A 21,688-nucleotide genomic window follows, 5' to 3' on the forward strand; every position below is an offset into this window, starting at 1 on the left:
GAGGCCCAGGCCTTGCCTCGGTCATGCATGTCCAGGTCTGTCGCCCTCCCCCCAGCGCCGGTCCGCCGACGGACCGGGATCGGGCGTCCGGGCTCAGGCGGCAGCCATCGGCCGGCGCAGACTCTCCCGGTGTGCCCGAGCCGCGGCCATCACCCCGTCGAGGGCCTCCCTGGTGCGGGTGAGGTCGGCGATGTGGTCGCAGAGCCGGTCCCGCTCCTGGGTCATCCGCTCCAGCGCGGCGTCGGAGTTCTCCGTACTGGGCGAATCGACGCACGGCAGCAGTTCGGCGATGGTGCGGCTGGACAGGCCCGCGGCGTACAGCCGCTGGATGAACGTGACCCGCTCGATCTCGTTCTCCGTGTAGTGGCGCTGCCCGCTGGGACTCCGGTTGCTGGTCAGCAGCCCCTGCTCCTCGTAGTAACGCAGGGACCGGACGCTGACTCCGGCCCGCGTCGCGAGCTCCCCGATACGCATGTCGTTCTCCCCGCCGTGACCTGCGTCACATGGCTTGCCTCTGACGTCAATGTCAGGTTTTAGCGTAGCTGCCGGGCCCGACGGACGGGCGCCACAGAGCACGAAGGAGTCCTACGGTGAGCCTTTTCGACAGCCATCGACTCGGTGACCTGACCCTGCCGAACCGGGTGGTCATGGCCCCGATGACCCGGGTCCGGGCAACCGCCGACGGTCTGGCGACACCGTCGATGGCCACGTACTACGCCCAGCGGGCGACAGCCGGGCTGATCGTGACCGAGGGGGTGCAGCCGAGCGTGATCGGGCAGTCCAACCCGGGGACGCCGGGACTGCACACCGCCGAGCAGACCGCCGCCTGGCGCCCGGTGACCGCGGCGGTGCACGCCAACGGCGGACGGATCTTCGCCCAGATCATGCACGGCGGCCGGGTCTCGCACCCCGACACCACCGGGATCCGGCCCGTCGGGCCCTCGGCCGTCGCCGCCACCGGCGACGTGTTCACCCCGACCGGACCCCAGCCCGCTCCCGTGCCCCGCGCCCTGGACACCGCCGAAGTGCCGGAGCACGCCCAGTCGTACGCCGACGCCGCCCGCCGCGCCGTCGAGGCCGGCTTCGACGGCGTGGAACTGCACGGCGCCAACGGCTACCTGATCTCCCAGTTCCTCTCCTCCAACGCCAACGTGCGCACGGACCGCTACGGCGGCTCCGTGACCAACCGGATCCGCTTCGCCGTCGAGGCGGCAGCCGCCACCGTCGAGGCCGTCGGCAAGGCCAGGACCGGCATCCGCCTCTCCCCGGGCGGCACGTTCTGGGGCGTCGAGGAGAACGACGTACCCGAGCTCTACACCGCTCTGCTGACCGAGCTCGCCCGCCTCGAAGTGGCCTACGTGCACATAGAGGCCACCATCGACGAAGGCGTGCTCCTCGGCCTGCGCCGTGCCTGGCCGAGCACCCTCATCGTGAACCCGACGCTCCCGATGGGCCCCAAGCAGACCGGCCGGACCGACGCGGACCACTGGCTGGACCTGGGCGCCGACCTGATCAGTTTCGGCCGCGCCTTCATCGCCAACCCCGACCTGGTCGAGCGCCTGCGGCTGGGAGCGCCGATCGCCCCGGTGGACGAGGCCACCTTCTACCAGGGCGGCGACGCCGGCTACCTGACCTACTCGGCGTATCAGCACACGAACTGACGCCGATCCCCCGCGGCCCCTGCCGGCCGCGGCTCGGTGGCCACGGACCTGCTGCGCGCCGCGGACCGCGCCGCGGCCGGCACCGGGCCGCCGCCGCGGCCCGGCCGCAGCACCGTCGGCCACAACCGCGTCGCTCAGACTCGGCGGAGTCGGCGGAGTCGGCGGAGTCGGCGGCCGAAGGTGCGTCCATGACAACCGGTCGTGCCATGGACGCACCGGGGGCTCACCGCGGGAACGTCGGGCGGAAGGCCGAGATCGCCCGTGTTCTCCCGTCAGTTGAGTGTCGGTTCCCTGTCTGCTGGTCGTGTCGTCGGTCGTGCCCGGGTCGGGTTCGCTGCGCTCAGCCGAAGTAGCGGCCGCGGTCCAGGTCCTCCAGGAGCCCCGGGTGGACGGGCCGCCAGGTCAGCAGCTCGCGGGTCAGCGCGTTGGAGGCCGGCATGTCGTTGCCGAGGATGCGGCCCAGGAAGCCGAAGTGGGCGGCGGCGTCCTCGGCCGCGACGGCCTTCACCGGGACATCCAGGTGGCGGCCGACGGCCTCGGCGATCGCCCGGATGGTCACGCCCTCCTCGCCGACGCCGTGCAGTACCGAGCCCGCCGGCGCCTGCTCCAGCGCGAGGCGGAACAGGCGTGCGGCGTCGAGCCGGTGCACCGAGGGCCAGCGGTTGGCTCCGTCGCCGAGGTGGCCGGAGAAGCCCTTGTCACGGGCGATGGCGATCAGCTGCTGGACCAGGCCGCACCTGCTCTCGTCGTGGACCGTCGGGGCGAGCCGCACGACGGACGAGCGCACACCGCGCTCCGCCAGTGCCAGGGCGCCCAGGACGCCCGCGATCCGGGGGCTGCCCGCAGCGGGCGGCGTGTCGCGCTCGGTCCCCACCGGCCCCCCGGAGGCGATGACCAACGGCCGGTCCGTGCCCGCGAAGGCGTCGCCGAACGTCTCGACGGCGGCCAACTCGGCGCGTGCCGCCGTCTCGTGCTGCGAGAAGTCGTGGTTGAAGGCGAGATGGACGACCCCGTCGGCCTCGGCCGCGGCGGCCCGCAGGACGTCGAGGTCCTCGACCGTGCCGCGGACGGCCTGGGCTCCGGCGGCGGTCACGACGGCCGCCGAGACGTCGGAGCGGGCGAGCCCGAGGACCCGATGCCCGGCGCCGATGAGCTCGGCGACGACGGCGGAACCGATGAACCCGGACGCGCCGGTGACGAGAACCCGCATGGCGATGCACTCCTTGGAAGTGGGTGAGGAAGGGTCCGAGGGGGCGCTGGTGCCCGGCCCCGGCCGGTGCTCCCACCCTGTGCCCGACCGCGCGGGCGGGTCCAATGAATGTTTCGCAGACGGCCATACGCCCCGCGTATCGGGCCAGTTCAGGGCGGTCGTCACGGTGCCGGCAGGTGGCGACTTCGGCTGTCGCGGAGACTACGCTGAGGACGTGCCCGACTCGTCGTCCTCCCCGGCCCCGGCCTTCGACCTGCGCCTGGCGTGGTGCTTCACGGTCGCCGCCGACCACCGGCATTTCGGCCGGGCGGCCGAGGCCCTGCACACCACCCAGCCGTCCCTGAGCCGCCAGATCCATCGCCTCGAAAAGGAGCTCGGCGTCCGCCTGTTCGAACGCACATCGCGCGGCAACCACCTCACCGAGGCCGGCGAGGTCTTTCTGCCGCTGGCCAGGGAGCTGCTGCGCGCCGCCGACCGCGCCGCGGCGGGCACCCGGGCCGCCGCCCGGCCCGGCCGGATCACCGTCGGCCACACCCCCGGCATCCTCATCACCCCGGCCCTGCGCGAACTGCGCCGCCGGCACCCCGACGCCGAGGTGCGAACCAGGCAACTGACACCGGAGGAGCCGCGTCCGGCGCTGCTGGACCACCGCGTCGATGTCGCGGTCGCCCGCCTGCCGTTCGCCACCGACGGGCTTGACGTGACGCCCCTGTACCACGAGCCTCGGGTGCTGGTGGTGCCGCTGGACCATCGCCTGGCCGGCCGGGAGTCGGTCACCCTCGCCGACATCGCCGACGAGCCCCTGCCCAAGGTGCGGGGAGCCGACCCGCTCCAAAGCGCCTTCTGGCGCATCGATCCCCGCCCCGACGGCCGCCCCGCCCCCGACGGGCCGCTGATCGAGACCGTCGCGGACCAGTTCGAACTCGTCGCCGGCGGGCAGGCCGTGACCGTCTCCGTCCCCACCCGCACCCTGCGCCCCGACCTCACCACGGTCCCGCTCGAAGGCGTCGAACCCAGCCATGTCGTGCTGGCCACCCGCGCCGGCGACCGCAACCGCCTGCCGGCGGCCTTCCGCACCTACGCCACCAACGCCCTCGGCCGATGAGGCTGCCCCCGTCGACGGTCCGTCGGGCAGCGTGCCTGCAGGTGCGACGTGACCGCGTAGCCCATGACACCACCGGCCTGTCCCATGACACCCTGCCGCGCGCCCGAATCGGCGATCAGCAGCACCGCGCACCCGGCACAGTGACGACCACCCAACGACCACCCATACAGAAGGCCGCCTCCACCTCTCGGTGGAAACGGCCTCCGACCTGCGAAAAGCATGGTCGGGACGACAGGATTTGAACCTGCGACCCCTTGACCCCCAGTCAAGTGCGCTACCAAGCTGCGCCACGTCCCGTTGCGACCTCGCGCGGGGTGTCCCGCGCGATCACGCAGGTCAACCCTACCGCACGCGCGCGGGTGCCGGGGTCGCCCCCGCCGCGGCGGCCCCCACCGTACGGCTCGTGCGGCGGACCGGGACGAGGAGTGCGGCACCGGTGGCGGCCAGGCAGAGCACCGCGAGCAGGGCCCAGCCGTGGGTGTAGCCGGAGGCGTAGGGCAGGCCGGAGGGCTGGAGGCGGCCGGTGACCAGGACGCTGGTGAGCGCTGCGCCGATGGAGCCGCCGATGGTGCGGATGTTGGCGTTCATGCCGGTCGCGGCGCCGGTCTGCTCGGGCGGCACGCTGCCCACGATCAGATTGGCCATCGAGGCGAAGGCCAGGCCGATGCCGAGCCCGAACAGCCCCGCGACGACGCCGATCTGCCACTGCGCGTCGTGCCAGAGGGTCAGGAAGCCACAGGCCACTGCGCCGAGGGCGGCACCTGTGGTGAGCAGCGCCTTGGCGCCGACCCGGGGTTCGAGCCGACCGGACAGGACACCCGACACGAACATCGCGACGAGCATCGGGAGCATGAGCAGACCCGACTCGGTCACGCTCGCGCCGAAGCCGTATCCGGCCGCGGACGGCGTCTGCACGAAGCCGGGCAGGAAGGACCAGATCGCGTACATGCCCGCCCCGAACAGCAGGGCGGCCGCGTTGGTCGTCCAGACCGCGGGCAGCCGCATCACGCGCAGGTCGATGAGGGGGCTGTGGGAGCGGGCCTCGGTGCCCAGCCACAGCGCGAACAGCACCACGGCGGCGGCGAACAGACCGAGCACCCTCACCGAGCCCCAGCCCCACTGCCCTGCCTGGCTGAGCGGGAGCAGGAGAGCCACCAGCCAGGCCGACAGCAGCCCGGCCCCGAGCCAACTGACCTTTCCCTGGGCACGGCTGGGCGACTCGGGGACGTAACGCAGCGCGATCAGAACGGTCGCGGCGACGACGGCGACCGGGATCCAGAACAGCCAGCGGTAGTCGAGGGCCGAGACGATGGGGCCGGCGGCCACCATGCCGACACCGCCGCCCGCGGCGATCACGGCGGACAGGTTGCTGATGCTGCCGGGCACCTCGGACGGGGCGAACTCGTCGCGGATGATGCCGAAGGAGAGCGGGAACAGGGCGCCGCCCATGCCCTGCACGACCCGGGCGACGATCAGGACGCCGACGCTCGGGGCGAGCGCGGCGACGAGACAGCCGGCGAGGACGGCCACCAGGACCGCGACAAGGGTGCGCTTCTTGCCGACGAGGTCGCCGACGCGACCGAGGATGGGAGTGAAGACCGAGGCGGACAGCAGGTACGCCGTCATCACCCAGGTCGCGGTGGACTGCGAGGTGTGCAGCGCGTGCTGGACGGTCGGCAGGGCCGGCGCGATCAGCGACTGCAGCATGGCGAACACACCGGCACCGGTCGCCAGGACCGTGAAGGTGAGACGGGTGGACGTGCGGGGCATGGAGGAGCCTCTCCGGAATCCGGACATGGAGGATGGGAGGTCTGAGGACGGGAGGTCTGAAGAGCGGGCGGTGCGCCGCGCGCAGGGCCCGTACCGCCGGTGTGCGGGAGGCCGGCGCCGGGACGCGTCCGTCCACGGCGAAGCCGCCCCCGCACTGCTAAAGTGGAGGTACCCCTCCACTGTAGCGGAGGTACCCCTCCGGTTCAATCGGTTCCCTCCCGGGAGGCAGCAGTGACGGCCCCGCCGTTCCCCATCAGCGAGATCGCCGCGTCCCGCCGGCCGCACCGCAAGGACGCCGCCCGCAACTACGACGCCCTGCTCACGGCCGCCCGCGAAGCCTTCGCGGAGCACGGCGCGGAGGCGTCCCTGGAGGACATCGCCCGCCGCGCGGGCGTCGGCATCGGCACCCTGTACCGGAACTTCCCCACCCGTCGCGACCTCTTCGAGAGCGTCTACGCGGACGAGGTGAACGCGCTGTGCGGCGCGGCCCTGGAGGTCGCCGACCGGGAGCCGTGGCAGGCCCTGACGAGCTGGCTGAACCGGTTCACCGGCTACATGGTCACCAAGCGCGCGGTCCGCGAGGCGCTCGACAACGAGTCGGACATCTTCATGGCCTGCCGCGAGTCCATGTACGCGGCCGGCGGCCCGCTGCTGGCGCGCGCCCAGCAGGCGGGCACGGCCCGCACGGACATGGAGATCGGAGACCTGCTGCGGATGGTCGCCGGCATCACGGCAACGGCGTTCGAGGACGACGCCCAGCGCGACCGGGTGCTCGCGATCGCACTGGACGGCGTACGCGCCGGCCGCTGAGGCCTGCCGGCCGGCGGCGCGCCCCGGCAGCTCCCGCCCTCAGCACGGGGAAGCGGCGGCCCCCGGGGCTCACTTGCGTTCCAGGACGAGGTCGAAGCGGGCGTACCGGAACGGATTCGGTACACCGAACTCGCGGGCCAGGGAAGGATCGTCGGTCGGGGCGAAGTCCTGGACCAGGCTGTCCTTCACGGCGAAGACCGCGTCCGAGTCCAGGTGGGCGCCGCCCGCCACGAAGATGTGGGTGGTGACCGGGGCGTGGCCGTCGGCCGTCGCGATGAAGTGGATGTGGGCCGGGCGGTACGGATGACGGCCGGAGGCCTTGAGCAGGGTGCCCACCGGGCCGTCGGTGGGGATCGGGTAGGGGCTGGGCACACCGGTGCGGAACCGGAAGCGGCCCTCGGTGTCGGCGGTGAACAGGCCGCGCCCGTTGCCGGGCGGCTGGACCTCGGGCTGCTGGACGTCGTAGAAGCCGTGCGCGTCGGCCTGCCACACGTCCAGGACCGCGCCGGGCAGCGGGGTGCCGTCGGCGGAGCGGATCCGGCCGCCGACCACACAGGGCTCGCCGTCGCCCACCAGGTCGATGGTGTCGCCGAATTCCCGCACCGGGGACCGCGTCAGGTGGAACGGGCCGAGGACCGTCGACTCGGTGGTGCCGGGGGCGCGCTGGCCGTGCAGCGCCTCGACGAGCGCGGACAGGCCGAGGACGTCGGAGAGGAGGATGAACTCCTGCCGGGTGTCGGTACAGGCCCGGCCGGTGGCCGTGAGAAAGCCGATCGCCTCTTCCCACTCCGCCTGCGTCAGCCGGGCCTCCCGGGCGAAGGCGTGCAGGTGCCGCACGAGGCCGGTGAGCAGGTCGCGCAGCCGAGGGTCGGACGTGGCGCGCAGGCTGTCGACGGCCTGACGGGTCACCGTATCGGCGGCCGCATCCGTCGCGGCTGCGCCTTCGGTCACGGCCCCTGCGTCCGTCGCGGCTGCGGCTTCGGCCACGGCAGCCGCATCCGTCGTGGCAGCCGCATCCGTCGTGGCGCCGGCTTCCGTCAAGGCAGCCGCATCCGTCGTGGCAGCTGCATCCGTCGCGGCGCCGGCTTCGGTCGCGCTGTCGTCAGTGGTCATACCGAATCCATGCCCAGCGGCGCGCCCCTCACCTACTTGATGAGCGCGTTGGCCACCACCACGACCACCCCGAGCACCGCGTCCACCAGGCCGATCAGGACGGCGCGCGGCCAGTTGCGCGCCGACCAGCGTGCGGTGACCAGGCCGAGGGCGAAGAGGATCGCGATGTTCAGGCCGAACACCGGGTACTCGACGCCGTTCGTGGGCCACCAGTCCCAGCCCGCGCCCGCGAGCAGGAAGACCGTCGGCAGGACGGCCGTGACCAGCGGCCACTCGTCGACGAGGGCGCGCAGGGCGTCCCAGCGGCGGTGCGGGGCGCGCTCGGCGATGTAGTGGGCGTAGCCGTGCGCCAGGGCGGAGGCGAAGGCGGTGACCAGCAGCCACAGGGCGTCGTAGCGGCGGCTGGCGGCCGAGCTGTGGCCGTACTGGGTGAGTGCGGCGACCATCGAGCTGGCGAGGACGGCGCCGTAGACACCGCCGAACAGGACGGCCTCGCGCATGTCGTGGTGCCGGTGCGGCTCGACGGCGGCCGCCGTGGAGTCAGCCATGCTCTCCACGATCACCCGCGCCCGGTGCCGCCGCCAGCGGGCACCGCGGGCCGCGGGGCCCGACGAAGTGTCCTTCCACCGGCGCCGATGCCGCACACACTGTCGACCGCCGCGCGGCGCGGAGCCTGGTTAGGGTCGCCTCATGACGCACAGCTTCGCTCTCCACATCCCGGACGCCGGCCTCGAGCCCGAGCCCCTCGACCCGGAGCAGATCGTCTCCGGGAACCCCGAGGTGACCGGGAAGGTGGTCTGGGAGTCGCCGGACGGCCGGCAGATCCGCGGGATCTGGCAGATCACGCCGGGCGTGGTCACCGACACGGAGGCGGACGAGCTGTTCGTGGTGATCAGCGGTTCGGCGACGATCGAGGTCGAGGGCGGGCCGACGCTGAGGGTGGGGCCCGGCGACATGGCCGTGCTGCGCGCGGGCGACCGTACGACGTGGACCGTGCACGAGACCCTGCGCAAGGCGTACGCGATCAACCTGTGAGTCCGGGCGGCGCCGTCGTCCCCCGGATCTCCAGTGCGGGCACGGCCAGGTGGACGTGCCCTTCGCCCTGCGGCCGCTCGAAGCGGTCCAGGAGGCAGCGGGCGGCGCGCCGGCCGATCTCGTGCGGAGCGGTGTCGACGGTGGTCAGCCAGACATGCCGCAGCCGGGAGATGCTGGTGTTGTCGTATCCGGCCACCGACAGGTCCCGCGGCACCTTCAGGCCCAGCTCCCCGGCGGCCGAGAGGGCACCGACGCAGGCCATGTCGTTGACGGCGAAGAGGGCCGTGGGCCGGTCGGGGCGACTGAGCAGCCGCACGGTGCCCCGGTAGCCGCCCTCCTCGGTCAGATCGCCGGGTTCGACCAGCGGCTCGGCCCCGTGCGCCCGCATCGCCGCCTCGAAGCCGCGCCGGCGCAGCTCGCCCACCGCGCCCTGGCCCGCGAGGTGGGCGATCCGGCGGTGGCCGAGGCCGAGCAGGTGCTCGGTGGCCAGCCGGGCCCCGTGCGCGTCGTCCCCGGCGACGACGTCCACGCCGGGCGGCTGCGGCTCGCGGGCGCCCGCCACGACCACCGGCATCCGCTGCGCCAGCGCGCCGAGTGCGCCCGCGTCAGGCACCGTGCCGACCACCACCAGACCGTCGGCGCCCAGGTCCAGGAAGGGCTCGGCGAGGTCGTGGCCCATGCGCCGGTTCAGCCGGGCATCGGCGAGCAGCATGTGCAGCCCGGCCGCGTGCAGCAGGGAGTTCAGGCCGTCGAGGAGGTCGACGAACCAGGGGTTGCGCAGGTCGTCGAGGAGGACGCCGACGGTGCGCGTGCGCTGCTCGCTGAGGCTGCGGGCGGCGGCGTTCGGCCGGTAGCCCAGTTCCCGTACGGCCGTCAGGACGGCCTCCCGTTTCTCGGCGCGCACCTGACCGGAGCCGCGCAGCACCAGCGAGACCAGTGACTTCGACACTCCGGCCCGTTCGGCCACATCGCGGATCGTCGGCGGTCTCATGGGATGGACCGTTCCATGTGGCGTACCGGGCTGTCAAAGGAGTGACGCGGGGTCCGTCCTGCCTTGCCCAAGGGTTGACGCGTGAGCCATGTCCGTACAAAGGTGGCCCGGGACAGGAGATGGACCGGTCCAAAGAGGGGCTGTCATGGTGGATGCGCTCGGTGTCGCCGTCGTCGGATTCGGCTGGATGGGACGGGTGCACACGCAGGCGTACGCCCGCGTCCGGCACCACTATCCGCAGCTGCCCCTGCGCCCCGAGCTGGTGGCGGTGGCGGAGGAGGTGCCGGGCCGGGCCGAGGAGGCCGCCGAGCGGTTCGGGTTCGCCCGCGCCACCCGTGACTGGCGCGAGGTGGCCGCCGACCCGCGGGTGCGGGCCGTCAGCGTCACCGCGCCCAACTTCCTGCACCGGGAGATCGGCGTGGCGATGGCGGAGGCGGGCAAGCACCTGTGGATCGAGAAGCCGGTGGGCCTGACCGCCGCGGACGCCCGCGCTGTGGCCGACGCGGTCGCCGAGGCCGGCGTCCAGGGCACGGTGGGCTTCAACTACCGCAACGCACCTGCCGTGGAGGCCGCCCGTGAGCTGATCGCGTCCGGTGGGATCGGCACGGTCACGCATGTGCGCATCCGCCTGTTCAGCGACTACGCGGCCCACCCCGATGGCGCTCTGACCTGGCGGTACGAACGTGAGCGCGGCGGCAGCGGGGTGCTCGGCGATCTGGCCTCGCACGGCGCCGACCTGGCCCGCTTCCTGCTCGGCGAGATCGCCTCCCTGACCGCCGACACGGCGATCTTCGTCCCGGAGCGGGCCCGCCCGACGGGCGCCACCGCGGGTCATGCGCTCGCCTCCGGCGGTGAGCCGGGTCCGGTCGAGAACGAGGACTACGTCAGCTGCCTGCTGCGCTTCACGTCCGGCGCCCGCGGGGTCCTGGAGGCCTGCCGGGTCTCGGTCGGCGAGCAGAACAACTACGGCTTCGAGGTCCACGGCACCAAGGGCGCGGTGTTCTGGGACTTCCGACGGCTGAACGAGCTGGCGGTCAGCCGCGGCACGACGTACCAGGACCAGCCCGTGAGCACGGTCCACGTCGGCCCGGGCGACGGCGAGTTCGCCGCGTTCCAGCCGGGCGCGGCCAACGCGATGGGCTACGACGACCTGAAGGTGATCGAGGCGTACCGCTTCCTGCGCTCGGTCGCCGAGGGAAGGCCGTACGGCACGACCCTGGCCGACGCGGTGCACAGTGCGGCCGTCCTGGACGCCATGGCGGTGTCGGCCGAGAGCGGGGCGTGGGTCAGCCTGCCGGCGTCGTAGGCATGTTGTACGGGGTGACCACCTGGATCGCGGACGGCTGCACCGGTCCGGCGGGCGGCAGCGCACCGTGATGGCGCATCACCTCGTGGCAGGCCTCGCGCAGGTCGTGCCGCAGGTCGTGGTGGAGGACAGCGGACAGACGGTGCTCGCGCAGCAGCCGGGTGTTGTCGTGGTCGAGGTCGTGCGCGACGAACACCGCGCACGCACGGCCGAGGTCGGCGAAGGCGCGCAGGGTGGCGTTGTTGCCGCCGCCGATGGAGTACACGGCCCGGATCTCCGGGTCGCGTTCCAGGGCGGCGCGGACGAGGTCGTACTGGGTGGCGTCCAGGCCCTGTCCCTCGGTGATCTCCACCAGGGTGCGCTCCGGGTGCCGGGCCCGCATGACGCTGCGGAAGCCCATCTCGCGCTCCTCCTCGTTGCGGAAGAAGCCGCTGCTGAGGCTGGTCAGGACGTTGCCGGGACGGTCCCCGAGCCACTGGCCCGTCAGGTAGGCGGCGGTGGCGCCGGCGGCCCGGTTGTCTATGCCGACGTAGGCGAGGCGTCCGCTGGCCGGCAGGTCGGTGACCAGGGTGACGACCGGGATGCCGGCCGCGGCGAGGCGGCCCACGGCGGCGGTGACCTCGGGGACGTCCGGTGCTTTGAGGATCACCCCCTGCGAGCCCCGGCGGGCGATCCGGTCCAGCGTCCTGACCTGATCGGCCGCCGGCCCGGTCTCGCGGAAGTGGAAGCGGGAGCGGACCACGGCCGGGTGCAGCGACGGCAGCTCGGCCTCCAGCGCGGCCCGTACGGCCGTGGTGAACCGCTCCGGTGCCTGCACCACGATGTCGACCATGAAGGTGCGGCCGACCAGCCGTACCTGCGTGCGCTGCCGGTCGAGGTCGGCGATGGCCCGGTGGACCTCCTGGGCTGTGCTCTCCCGCACCCCTCCCCTGCCGTTCAGCACGCGGTCCACGGTGGCCTCGCTCAGGCCTGCCTGACGTGCGATTTCCCGGAGGGGGAACGGGTGTCCCATGGGCCGGCTCCTTGAGGGGTTTTTGATGGCTGCCTGCTGGTTGTTCGAGGGGTTTGTAATGACAAGAATGACAGAGCCGCGTGGGCCGCGCGGCTTCCGCAGACGGGGGCGAGGACGCCGTGGCTGGAGAACGTCATCGCCGCGAGCGCCGAGGGCTGTCCCTTCCCGGCGAACCTCGACGAAGACCCGCCGCTCGACGGTCTGGCCCCGCCGTCGCAGGCGGACCTGGTACGGCGGGCCCTGCGCGAGGAGTGGGCGCCGGGGCGGTTCCGCGAGGAGCTGCGGGCCGGCACGCAGCGGCGCGAGAGCTGAAAGGGCGAAGGACACATGGGACTTCTCGACGACAAGGTCGTCCTGGTCAACGGCGGCAGCCAGGGGGTGGGTGCCGCGATCGCCCGGGCCGCCGTCCGCGAGGGCGCGGTGGTGGCCGTCACGGGCCGCCGCACCGCACCAGGTGAGGCGCTGGTGGCCGAGCTGGCGGCGGCCGGCGGCAAGGCGGTGTTCGTGCGCGCGGACCTGGCCGACGCCGAACAGGCGAGGGCGGCCGTGGCGGAAGTGGTGGACGCGCACGGGCGGATCGACTGCCTGGTGAACTCGGCGGGGCTGACTTCCCGGGGCACGCTGCTGGACACCACGCCCGAGCTGTTCGACGCGCACATCGCGATCAACCTCAAGGGGCCGTTCTTCGCCATGCAGGCGGCGGTCGCCGACATGGTGGCCCGCAGGGCGCCCGGCACGATCGTCAACATCATCACCTCCTCGGCGCACGGCGGGCAGCCGTTCCTCGCGCCCTACGTCGCGGCGAAGGCGGGCTTGGCGGGTCTGACCCGGAACGCGGCGCACGCCCACCGCTGGGACCGGATCCGGATCAACGGACTGAACATCGGCTGGACCTCGACCGAGGGCGAGGACGCCACCCAGCGCGCCTATCACGGCGCGGGCGACGACTGGCGCGAGCAGGCCGCCGCGCGGCTGCCGATGGGAAGGCTCGGCCGACCGGACGAGATCGCGGACCTCGTGGTCCTCCTGCTGTCCGACCGCTCGGGCGTGGTCACCGGATCGGTGATCGACTGGGACCAGAACGTTCTGGGCGGGCTGGACTGACGAGAACGGGCCCGTCCCGGCGACCGGGGACGAGCCCGAAAGGAGATGGAGGTCCGGGGCGGAGCCCCGGCGACGGACAGCAATCACGCACAAGGAGCAACGGAGCACATGCGTATCGGAATCCTCGGCCTCGGCCGCATCGGCACCTTCCACGCCGAGACCCTCTCCGGGCTCGACGCCGTCGAGTCCCTCGTCGTCACCGATCCGTTCGCGGACGCGGCCAAGGCAGCCGCCGAGCGGTTCGGGGCCGAGTTCGCCGGCTCGCCCGAGGAACTGCTCGCCACCGGCGTGGACGGCATCGTCGTGGCGGCGGCGACCGACGCCCACCCCGCACTGATCCTGGCCGGAGTCGCGGCGGGTGTCCCGGTCTTCTGCGAGAAGCCGGTCGCCCGCACCATGGCGGAGGGCGCCGAGGTCCTCAAGGCACTGCAGGGCAGCGATGTGCCGATCCAGATCGGCTACAACCGCCGTTTCGACGCGGGCTTCGCCGCCGCGCGGGCCGCGGTGCGCGCCGGTGAGCTGGGCAAGCTGCACACGGTCCGCTCGACGACCCTGGACCCGGCACCCCCGCCGGCCGCCTACGTCGCCGCCTCCGGCGGCATCTTCCGCGACTGCTCCGTGCACGACTTCGACATCATCCGCTGGGTGACCGGCCGTGAGGTGACCGAGGTGTACGCGGTCGGCGGCAACCGGGGTGCCGACTACATCAGGGAGGCGGGTGACGCCGACACCACCGGCGCGATCCTCACTCTCGACGACGGCACGATCGCGGTGGTCTCCAACTCCCGGCACAACGCCCGTGGTTACGACGTCCGCATGGAGCTGCACGGCTTCCAGGACTCCATCGCGGTGGGCCTGGACGACCAGCTGCCGCTGCGCTCGGTCGAGCCCGGAGTGAGCTTCCCGGCGGGCACCCCGCACGACTTCTTCATGGACCGCTTCACGGACGCCTACCGCGCCGAACTCACCGCGTTCACCGATGTCGTGGCCGGTACCCGGCCCTCCCCCTGCACCGTCGAGGACGCCCTGGAGGCGGGGTGGATCGCCGAGGCGTGCACGCTGTCCCTGCACGAGCACCGGCCGGTGACGATCGCGGAGGTGCGTGGGGCCTGACGCCCGGGGCGCGGCGGCCCGCCGCGCCCCGCCGTGCCCGGCCTCCGTGCAGGCGGGCCCGGCCTCCGCGCCGGCGAGCCGCCGGGAAGGCCCGGCGGCTCCTGGACCGGCAGCAGCCCGGGCCCGCCGCACGGACGGTGCTGCGATGCGCCGGGAGCCTGCTCGCCCACGGCGCCGTCCCCCTGGGGGCGGGTCAATCGGGCCCTCTCGGTACGGCTCAGTCGTCCCCTAGGTGCGGCTCAACTGGGCCCTCTCGGGTGCGGCTCAGTGGTCCCCCTGGGTGCGGCTCAGAGGCAGTAGCGCACCAGCCACTCGTCCGCGTGGTAGCGGTCGCGCGCCGGGTCGGGCAGGGTCGCCGGCTTCGTCTCCACCGTGTCCTCGGGGCGTATCCGCTCGGGAAGGCGGCTGAAGCGGCCGAGGGTCTGGCTGCCGGTCCCCTCGGTGGTGGGCTGGGGCATCTCGTGGAGTTCCCTGCGGTGTGCCATGTCGTCCTCCCGTCCTCGCGGGCGTCCCCCGTCGTCAGTCAGAACGCCCGCACGCCCCCGTTGGTTCCCGGCCACCGCCGGACCGAACCCTCAGGCCCCGCACGACCGCAGGAACCTGCGGGTGCGGACCGCGATCGGCAGCGGCCGGTCCGGCTCGCACGGGTACATGTCCTGCTCGACGATCGCGAACAGCTCCACGCCGAGCCGCTGTGCCGCCGCCAGGACGGGCCCCAGCTCCGGAACACCGGACGGCGGCTCGCACATCACGCCCCGCTGCACGGCAGGCCCGAACGGCACCTCGTTCGCGAGGACTTCGGCAAGGACGTCCGGGTCCACCTGTTTGAGGTGCAGATAGCCGATGCGCTCGCCGTAGGTCTCGATCAGCTTGACGCTGTCCCCGCCGCAGTAGGCGTAGTGCCCGGTGTCCAGGCAGAGGTTGACCAGCTCGGAGTCGGTGGAGTCGAGGAACCGCTCGACGTGGGCCTCGGTGTCGACATGGGTGTCGGCGTGCGGGTGGACGACCAGGTCGAGGCCGTACGTCTCCCTGACCTCGTGGCCGAGCCGTTCCATTCCCTTGGTCAGGTGGGCCCACTGCTCGGCCGTCAGCTCCGGCGGCTCCAGGATCTCGGCGGTCTTGTCGTCCCGCCAGAAGGAGGGGATGACGACGAGGTGCCGCGCGCCCATGGCCCGGGTGAGGGCGGCGACCTGGCCGACATGGGCCCAGGTCTCGTCCCAGACGGACGGGCCGCGGTGCATGCCGGTGAAGACCGTACCGGCCGAAACCTTCAGGTTCCGCCGGCCCAGCTCGTCCGCCAGCCGGGCCGGGTCGGTGGGGAGATAGCCGTAGGGGCCCAGTTCGATCCAGTCGTAGCCGGCCTCGGCCACCTCGTCGAGGAAGCGTTCCCAGGGGACCTGCCGGGGGTCGTCGGGGAACCAGACGCCCCACGAGTCGGGTGCGGAGCCGACCCGGATGCGGTCGAGGGCAGCGGGGTCCGCCATCTCAGGGGGTCCCTTCCGGGGAGGTGGCCACGGGAGCGGTGAGGTCCTCCTCTTCCGGGAGTTCCTCGACGTCGACACCGCGCACCTGCGCCAGCTCGTGCTTGAGGGCCGCCAGTTCGGCGCCGCCGGCCATGTGGTTGGTCAGCTCCTCCAGCGTGATCCGACTGCGCTCGGCGCTCAGTTCGAGGGTGCCGAGCCGCAGGACGCTGAAGTGGTCGCCGACCATGTAGGCGTGGTGGGGGTTGTGGGTGATGAAGATGACGCCGAGGCCCCGTTCGCGGGCGGCGGCGATGTACTTGAGCACGACACCGGACTGCTTGACGCCGAGGGCTGCCGTCGGCTCGTCGAGGATCAGCACCCGGGCACCGAAGTACACGGCGCGGGCGATGGCCACGCACTGGCGCTGGCCGCCGGACAGGGTGCCGATGGGCTGCTCCAGGTCGTCCAGGACGATGCCCATGTTGCGCAGTTCCTGGTCGGCGGTCTCCTTCATCCGCGCGATGTCCAGGCGGCGGACCGGCCAGGGCCCCTTGGTCATCTCGGAGCCGAGGAAGAAGTTCCGCCACACGGGCATGAGGGGGACGGTGGCGAGGTCCTGGTAGACGGTGGCGATGCCCCGGTCGAGGGCCTCGCGCGGGGTGCTGAAGCGCACCGGCCGGCCGTCGACGAGGAAGCCGCCCTCGGTGTGCTGGTGCAGCCCCGAGATGATCTTGATGAGGGTGGACTTGCCGGCGCCGTTGTCGCCGAGGACGCAGGTCACCTGGGCGGCGTGGACCTGGAGGTCGACACCGTGCAGGGCGCGGATGTTGCCGTAGGACTTGCCCGCGCCGCGCAGTTCCACGATCGGTCCGTCCTCGGCGGGAGCCTGGTCCTCGAGGACGGCGCCGTGGGTTCCGGTTCCGTTGCTTGTCATCGGCATTACCTCCGGGTCGCCGTGCGCTGGACCCACAGATTGATCAGGACGGCGCCGAGGAGCATCACGCCGAGGAAGGCCTTGAACCAGTCGGGGTTCCATCCGGCGAACACGATGCCCTGGTTCACCATGCCGAACATGAACGCGCCGAACACCGGGCCGATCGCGGAACCGGCGCCGCCGGTGAGCAGACAGCCGCCGATGACCGCCGCCGCGATGTAGATCAGCTCCTGGCCGACGCCCTCGCCGGACTGCACGGTGTTGAACGAGAAGAGGTTGTGCATGCCCACGAACCAGGCGCCGAAGCCGACCAGCATGAACAGCGTGATCTTGGTGAAGTTCACCGGGACGCCGACGGCGCGGGCGCTCTCCTTGTTGCCGCCGACGGCGAAGATCCAGTTGCCGTACTTGGTGCGCAGCAGCACCCAGGTGGCCAGGGCCGCGAAGGCCAGCCAGTAGAAGATCGTGATCTTCACCTCGACGCCGCCGATGTCGACGGAGGACGCGAAGATCTTCCTGGCCTGGTCGAAGCCGTCCATGTTGCTGATGTCGTCGGTGGCGACGTTGCCGGTGATCCACTTGGTCACGGCCAGGTTGACGCCCTGGAGGATCAGGAAGGTGCCGAGGGTGACCAGGAAGCTGGGCAGCCCGGTCTTGACCACCATCCAGCCGTTGAAGGCGCCGACCGCGAGGGAGGCGATCAGGGCGACGATCACACCGGTCCACACGTTCACGGTCAGCTGGTAGCTGAGCATGCTCGCGGTGAGCGCGGAGGTGATCACGGCGACGCCGGACGACAGGTCGAACTCGCCGCCGATCATCAGCAGGGCGACCGGCAGGGCCATGATGCCGATGGTCGAGGACTGGTAGAGGACGGTGGCCATCGAGCTGCCCTGGCGGAGCGAGGGCGCGGCGATCAGGAAGAAGACCAGGACGGCCACGGCGCCGAGGAAGACGCCCACCTCGGGACGGGCCAGCAGCCTGAGCGCCAGGGGGCGCCGGGAGGTGCGGCCGTCGGTCGCCTTGGGGCCGGACGCCGGCGGCCTTCCGACCGCCGGCTCAGCCTGCTGGGCCATGCTCATCACCGGGTCCCCTTCGCGGCGTACTGGGCCACCTGGTCGACGTTGGACTTGTCGACGAAGGCCGGGCCGGTGAGCACGGGCTGCTCGCCGCCGCCGCTGTAGTTGCCGTTGTTCTTGTACAGCCACAGGGAGTCGATCGCCAGGTAGCCCTGCAGGTACGGCTGCTGGTCCACCGCGAACTGGATGCTGCCCTTCTGGATGGCGCCGGCCAGCTGGCTGTTCAGGTCGAACGTGGCGACCTTGGCCTTGCTGCCCGCGTCGCCCACCGACTGCGCCGCGGTCAGCGCGTAGGGGGCGCCGAGGGTGACGACGTAGTCGATCGAGCTGTCCTGCTTGAGCTTGGCCGTGATCGTCGACTTCACGGACGGCATGTCGGTGCCGTTCACGTACAGCGTCTCAGTCGTGCCGGAAAACGTCTTCTTCACACCGTCGCAGCGCTGGGTGAGGCCGATGTTGCCCTGCTCCTGGATCACGCAGACGGCCTTCTTGGCACCCACCTCGTTCAGCTTCTTGCCGAAGGCCTCGCCCGCCACGCCCTCGTCCTGCCCGAAGAACTCCAGCAGGCCGAGCTTCTTCCAGTCGCTTACCCCGGAGTTCAGGCCGACCACCGGTATCTTCGCCGCGGTGGCCTTGGCGACGACGTCCTTCATCGCGTCCGGCTTGGCCAGCGTGATCGCGATGCCGTCGACCTTCTGGTCGATCGCGTTCTGCACCAGGTTGGCCTGGTTGCCGGCGTTCGGGTCGGAGGAGTAGATCAGCTTGATGTTGTCCTTGGCCGCGGCGGCCTCGGCCCCCTTGCGGACGATGTCCCAGAAGGTGTCGCCCGGCGACTGGTGGGTGACCAGCGCGACCGTCATCCTGGGGGTGGTCGCCCTGCCCGCCGAGGCGTTCGACCCTCCCTCTTCGGCCTTCTTCCCCCCGGAGCTGCTGGAGCAGCCTGCGAGGGTGAGGGCTGCCGCGGCGGCCACCGCCACAACGGGGGCCAGTCTGCGGGAGCGGGAGTGAGAAGAGCGGTCCATCGTTCCTGCACCTCACTGTGCTACGGGGGGAAGGGACGCTGTTGCGTTGGGACGGGATACAAGTCCCTGCGGAGCCCGCTGTCAATACTTTGTTAAGACATCATTTCACAAGCAGGTCCGAATGTAAGTACAAACCATTGACAGCACCGCCTGTCCGCACCTACACCTGAGAGGCATGAGCCACTCGACGAGTGAAGCGACGAGCCGTATGACCGTCGCCCAGGCGCTGGTGCGGTTCCTGTCCGCCCAGTACACCGCACGCGACGGCGTACGGCACCGGCTGATCGCCGGCACATGGGGCATCTTCGGGCACGGCAACGTGGCGGGCATCGGCCAGGCGCTGCTCGAACACGGCGACGTCATGCCGTTCCACCAGGGCCGCAACGAACAGGCGATGGTGCACGCGGCCGTCGGGCACGCCCGCCAGCTCGACCGTCTCTCGGCGCAGGCCGTGACGACCTCCATCGGTCCCGGCGCGACCAACCTGGTCACCGGCGCCGCCCTGGCCACCGTCAACCGACTGCCCGTACTGCTCCTGCCCGGCGACTACTTCGCCACCCGCCCGGCCGACCCGCTGCTGCAACAGCTGGAGCATCCGGGCCAGTTCGACGTGTCGGTCAACGACACCCTGCGCCCGGTGTCCCGCTACTTCGACCGGATCACCCGCCCCGAGCAGCTCGTCCCGTCCGCGCTCCAGGCCATGCGTGTGCTCGCCGACCCGGCCGAGACCGGCGCGGTCACCCTCGCCCTGCCGCAGGACGTACAGGCGCAGGCGTACGACTGGCCCGGGGAGTTCTTCGCCGAGCGCGTGTGGACCGTACGACGGCCCGCGCCGGACCCGGCCGAGCTGGCCGAGGCCGTCCGGGCGGTCCGGGCCGCCGAGCGCCCGCTCCTCGTCGTGGGCGGCGGAGTCCACCACAGCCGCGCCGAGGACGCGCTGAAGGCCCTGGCGGAGGCGACCGGCATCCCGGTCGCCTCGACCCAGGCCGGCAAGGGCTCCCTGCGCCACGACCACCCGGCCGACCTCGGCGGCATCGGCCACACCGGTACCGCGGTCGCCGACGCCCTCGCCCGCACCGCCGACCTGGTCATCGGCGTCGGCACCCGCTACACGGACTTCACCACCGCCTCCGGCAGCCTGTTCCAGCACCCGGACGTGCGCTTCCTCAACCTCAACATCACGGCCTTCGACGCCCACAAGCTCGCGGCCCGGACCGTGGTGGCCGATGCCCGCGCCGCCCTGGAGGCGCTCACCGCCCGCCTGGCCGGCTTCCGGGTCGATCCGGCGTACGAGGCCGAGTACCGGGCCGGCAAGGAACGTTGGGAGCAGGTCGTCGAGGCCGCCTACCGGGCCGGCGAGGAGGACGCCGTACCGACCCAGACACAGGTGCTCGGCGCGCTGGACGCCGTGGTCGGGGACGAGGACGTGGTCATCAACGCGGCGGGCTCGCTCCCCGGCGACCTGCACAAACTCTGGCGCACCCGGTCACGGCGCCAGTACCACGTGGAGTACGGCTACTCGTGCATGGGCTACGAGATCCCGGCCGCGATCGGCGTGCAACAGGCCGCCCCGGACACGGTGGTGTGGGCCCTGGTCGGCGACGGCACGTACCTGATGATGCCGACCGAGATCGTCACCGCCGTCCAGGAGAGGCTGCCCGTCAAGCTGGTCCTGATCCAGAACCACGGGTACGCGTCGATCGGCGGCCTCTCCGAGTCGGTCGGCGGCGAGCGCTTCGGCACCGCCTACCGGTACCGCACGGCCGACGGCAGCTTCGACGGCGCCCCGCTGCCCGTCGACCTCGCCGCCAACGCGGCGAGCCTCGGCATGGACGTGCTGCGGGCCAAGACCGTGCGGGAGCTGCGCGAGGCGCTGGCCACCGCCCGCGCGGCCGACGCCCCCACCTGTGTCTACGTGGAGACGGACACCTCGGCCGAGGCGCCCGCCGCGCCCCCGGCCGAGGCCTGGTGGGACGTGCCGGTCGCCGAAGCCGCCACCCGCGAGGCGGCACTGCACGCCCGCGAGGAGTACGACCGCCAGGTCGCCGGCCGCCGCCGGCACCTGTGAACCGCCCCGCCCTGTCCGCGCTCTGGAAGGAGGTGCCCCGTGGCGAGGACCGGTGACTCTTCCCGTCCCGTGCCCGTCTCCGCGCTCGGCTCCGTGGACTTCGCCCTGGACCGCACGAGTCCGGTGCCGCTCTACTACCAGCTCGCCCAGCAGCTGGAGGCGGCGATCGAACACGGGGTCCTCGCCCCGGGGAACCTCCTGGGCAACGAGGTCGACCTGTCCGTGCGCCTGGGCCTGTCCCGGCCCACCGTCCGCCAGGCGATCCAGTCCCTGGTGGACAAGGGGCTGCTGGTGCGCCGCCGCGGCGTCGGCACCCAGGTGGTGCACAGCCAGGTCAAGCGGCCGCTGGAGCTGAGCAGTCTCTACGACGACCTGAAGTCGGCCGGGCAGGGCCCCACCACCCGGGTGCTGCGCAACGAACGCGTCCCGGCGGCCCCGCACGTGGCCGCGGCCCTCGGCATCGCGGAGGGCGCCGAGGTCGTCGTACTGGAGCGGCTGCGCTGCACACACGGCCAGCCGGTGGCGTTCCTGTGCAACTACCTGCCCGCCGCGCTGCTCGAACTCGACACCGAGCGGCTGGAGTCGACGGGCCTGTACCGGATGATGCGCTCGGCGGGCATCACGCTGCACAGCGCCCGCCAGTCCGTCGGCGCCCGCAGTGCCACCGCCGACGAGGCCGCCCTGCTGGACGAGAAAGAGGGCGCGGCCCTGCTCACCATGCAGCGCACCGCCTACGACGACACCGGCCGGCCGGTGGAGTACGGCACCCATGTGTACCGGGCGTCGAGATACGCCTTCGACTTCCAACTGCTGGTCAGACCCTGACCGCTGCGGGTCGGCCCCCTCACCGCTGCCGGTCGGCCCCCTCACCGCTGCCGGTTCAGATCCCCCA

General features: G+C 72.3%; 21 protein-coding genes, 1 tRNA gene and 1 pseudogene. 10 read left to right on the top strand and 13 right to left on the bottom strand.

Annotated elements, in window-relative coordinates; all coding sequences use genetic code 11:
- Positions 1 to 93: 93 nt before the first annotated feature.
- The gene (locus ACZ7P3_RS05210) at positions 94 to 474 is read right to left on the bottom strand and encodes a MerR family transcriptional regulator (RefSeq protein ID WP_472079055.1); all 381 of its coding nucleotides are present in this window, start codon (positions 472 to 474) and stop codon (positions 94 to 96) included.
- A gap of 116 nt (positions 475 to 590) precedes the next feature.
- Between ACZ7P3_RS05210 and ACZ7P3_RS05215 the strand changes: the two genes are divergently transcribed.
- The gene (locus tag ACZ7P3_RS05215; protein ID WP_472079056.1) at positions 591 to 1,661 is read left to right on the top strand and encodes an alkene reductase; all 1,071 of its coding nucleotides are present in this window, start codon (positions 591 to 593) and stop codon (positions 1,659 to 1,661) included.
- A gap of 340 nt (positions 1,662 to 2,001) precedes the next feature.
- Here the strand turns inward: ACZ7P3_RS05215 and ACZ7P3_RS05220 are convergent, their stop codons facing one another.
- Entirely contained in the window at positions 2,002 to 2,871 is an 870-nt protein-coding gene (locus tag ACZ7P3_RS05220; protein ID WP_472079057.1) for an SDR family oxidoreductase, read from the bottom strand.
- A 214-nt stretch (positions 2,872 to 3,085) separates the two neighbouring features.
- Here ACZ7P3_RS05220 and ACZ7P3_RS05225 point away from each other — a divergent pair, with 214 nt between their 5' ends.
- Complete coding sequence (locus ACZ7P3_RS05225) at positions 3,086 to 3,976, top strand: LysR family transcriptional regulator (RefSeq protein WP_472079058.1); 891 nt, start codon at positions 3,086 to 3,088, stop codon at positions 3,974 to 3,976.
- Positions 3,977 to 4,196: 220 nt separating this feature from the next.
- Here the strand turns inward: ACZ7P3_RS05225 and ACZ7P3_RS05230 are convergent.
- Positions 4,197 to 4,273: transfer RNA gene (locus ACZ7P3_RS05230), tRNA-Pro, on the bottom strand.
- A 45-nt stretch (positions 4,274 to 4,318) separates the two neighbouring features.
- Positions 4,319 to 5,746 carry an MFS transporter gene (locus ACZ7P3_RS05235; protein WP_472079059.1) on the bottom strand — a complete coding sequence of 476 codons (1,428 nt, stop codon included), beginning with the start codon at positions 5,744 to 5,746 and terminating at the stop codon, positions 4,319 to 4,321.
- A 231-nt stretch (positions 5,747 to 5,977) separates the two neighbouring features.
- Here ACZ7P3_RS05235 and ACZ7P3_RS05240 point away from each other — a divergent pair, with 231 nt between their 5' ends.
- The gene (locus ACZ7P3_RS05240; protein ID WP_472079060.1) at positions 5,978 to 6,556 is read left to right on the top strand and encodes a TetR/AcrR family transcriptional regulator; all 579 of its coding nucleotides are present in this window, start codon (positions 5,978 to 5,980) and stop codon (positions 6,554 to 6,556) included.
- 69 nt (positions 6,557 to 6,625) lie between these two features.
- Here the strand turns inward: ACZ7P3_RS05240 and ACZ7P3_RS05245 are convergent, their stop codons facing one another.
- Together ACZ7P3_RS05245 and ACZ7P3_RS05250 are read right to left on the bottom strand one after the other, a co-directional pair.
- Complete coding sequence (locus ACZ7P3_RS05245; protein WP_472079061.1) at positions 6,626 to 7,507, bottom strand: dioxygenase family protein; 882 nt, start codon at positions 7,505 to 7,507, stop codon at positions 6,626 to 6,628.
- A gap of 194 nt (positions 7,508 to 7,701) precedes the next feature.
- Positions 7,702 to 8,217: a hypothetical protein gene (locus tag ACZ7P3_RS05250; protein ID WP_472079062.1), complete on the bottom strand. Its 516-nt coding sequence runs from the start codon at positions 8,215 to 8,217 to the stop codon at positions 7,702 to 7,704.
- A 142-nt stretch (positions 8,218 to 8,359) separates the two neighbouring features.
- Here ACZ7P3_RS05250 and ACZ7P3_RS05255 point away from each other — a divergent pair, with 142 nt between their 5' ends.
- Positions 8,360 to 8,704: a cupin domain-containing protein gene (locus ACZ7P3_RS05255; protein WP_472079063.1), complete on the top strand. Its 345-nt coding sequence runs from the start codon at positions 8,360 to 8,362 to the stop codon at positions 8,702 to 8,704.
- Here ACZ7P3_RS05255 and ACZ7P3_RS05260 read toward each other — a convergent pair.
- Complete coding sequence (locus tag ACZ7P3_RS05260; RefSeq protein WP_472079064.1) at positions 8,694 to 9,695, bottom strand: LacI family DNA-binding transcriptional regulator; 1,002 nt, start codon at positions 9,693 to 9,695, stop codon at positions 8,694 to 8,696. The two genes, ACZ7P3_RS05255 and ACZ7P3_RS05260, sit on opposite strands and share 11 nt — an antisense overlap.
- Positions 9,696 to 9,840: 145 nt before the next feature.
- Between ACZ7P3_RS05260 and ACZ7P3_RS05265 the strand changes: the two genes are divergently transcribed.
- Positions 9,841 to 11,001 (top strand): Gfo/Idh/MocA family protein, encoded by a 1,161-nt coding sequence (locus tag ACZ7P3_RS05265; RefSeq protein WP_472079065.1) that lies wholly within the window; start codon positions 9,841 to 9,843, stop codon positions 10,999 to 11,001.
- Here the strand turns inward: ACZ7P3_RS05265 and ACZ7P3_RS05270 are convergent.
- Complete coding sequence (locus tag ACZ7P3_RS05270; RefSeq protein WP_472079066.1) at positions 10,982 to 12,013, bottom strand: LacI family DNA-binding transcriptional regulator; 1,032 nt, start codon at positions 12,011 to 12,013, stop codon at positions 10,982 to 10,984. The two genes, ACZ7P3_RS05265 and ACZ7P3_RS05270, sit on opposite strands and share 20 nt — an antisense overlap.
- 105 nt (positions 12,014 to 12,118) lie before the next feature.
- Between ACZ7P3_RS05270 and ACZ7P3_RS05275 the strand changes: the two are divergent.
- The 3 genes and pseudogenes from ACZ7P3_RS05275 to ACZ7P3_RS05285 all read left to right on the top strand — a co-directional run.
- A pseudogene (locus ACZ7P3_RS05275) lies at positions 12,119 to 12,325 on the top strand (phytanoyl-CoA dioxygenase family protein); the annotation flags it as partial.
- Positions 12,326 to 12,340: 15 nt separating this feature from the next.
- Positions 12,341 to 13,117 carry an SDR family oxidoreductase gene (locus ACZ7P3_RS05280; RefSeq protein ID WP_472079067.1) on the top strand — a complete coding sequence of 259 codons (777 nt, stop codon included), beginning with the start codon at positions 12,341 to 12,343 and terminating at the stop codon, positions 13,115 to 13,117.
- 108 nt (positions 13,118 to 13,225) lie between these two features.
- A complete protein-coding gene (locus ACZ7P3_RS05285; RefSeq protein ID WP_472079068.1) occupies positions 13,226 to 14,230 on the top strand; it encodes a Gfo/Idh/MocA family protein in 1,005 nt (334 codons plus the stop codon).
- Positions 14,231 to 14,517: 287 nt separating this feature from the next.
- Here ACZ7P3_RS05285 and ACZ7P3_RS05290 read toward each other — a convergent pair whose 3' ends face one another.
- The 5 genes from ACZ7P3_RS05290 to ACZ7P3_RS05310 form a co-directional block, all read right to left on the bottom strand.
- A complete protein-coding gene (locus ACZ7P3_RS05290; RefSeq protein ID WP_472079440.1) occupies positions 14,518 to 14,715 on the bottom strand; it encodes a hypothetical protein in 198 nt (65 codons plus the stop codon).
- A 90-nt stretch (positions 14,716 to 14,805) separates the two neighbouring features.
- A complete protein-coding gene (locus ACZ7P3_RS05295) occupies positions 14,806 to 15,714 on the bottom strand; it encodes a sugar phosphate isomerase/epimerase family protein (protein WP_472079069.1) in 909 nt (302 codons plus the stop codon).
- A gap of 1 nt (position 15,715) precedes the next feature.
- Positions 15,716 to 16,627 (bottom strand): ATP-binding cassette domain-containing protein, encoded by a 912-nt coding sequence (locus ACZ7P3_RS05300; protein ID WP_472079070.1) that lies wholly within the window; start codon positions 16,625 to 16,627, stop codon positions 15,716 to 15,718.
- Positions 16,628 to 16,632: 5 nt separating this feature from the next.
- Positions 16,633 to 17,709 (bottom strand): ABC transporter permease, encoded by a 1,077-nt coding sequence (locus tag ACZ7P3_RS05305; RefSeq protein WP_472079071.1) that lies wholly within the window; start codon positions 17,707 to 17,709, stop codon positions 16,633 to 16,635.
- The gene (locus ACZ7P3_RS05310; RefSeq protein ID WP_472079072.1) at positions 17,709 to 18,728 is read right to left on the bottom strand and encodes a sugar ABC transporter substrate-binding protein; all 1,020 of its coding nucleotides are present in this window, start codon (positions 18,726 to 18,728) and stop codon (positions 17,709 to 17,711) included. Before ACZ7P3_RS05310 ends, ACZ7P3_RS05305 begins: the two co-directional genes overlap by 1 nt.
- A 175-nt stretch (positions 18,729 to 18,903) precedes the next feature.
- Here ACZ7P3_RS05310 and iolD point away from each other — a divergent pair, with 175 nt between their 5' ends.
- Both iolD and ACZ7P3_RS05320 read left to right on the top strand, forming a co-directional pair.
- A complete protein-coding gene (iolD, locus tag ACZ7P3_RS05315) occupies positions 18,904 to 20,796 on the top strand; it encodes a 3D-(3,5/4)-trihydroxycyclohexane-1,2-dione acylhydrolase (decyclizing) (protein WP_472079073.1) in 1,893 nt (630 codons plus the stop codon).
- A gap of 39 nt (positions 20,797 to 20,835) precedes the next feature.
- On the top strand, positions 20,836 to 21,621 hold the full coding sequence (locus ACZ7P3_RS05320; protein WP_472079074.1) for a GntR family transcriptional regulator: 786 nt from the start codon (positions 20,836 to 20,838) through the stop codon (positions 21,619 to 21,621).
- The last annotated feature ends 67 nt before the right edge of the window (positions 21,622 to 21,688 follow it).

The organism is Streptomyces sp. NPDC107581 (genome assembly GCF_055657175.1).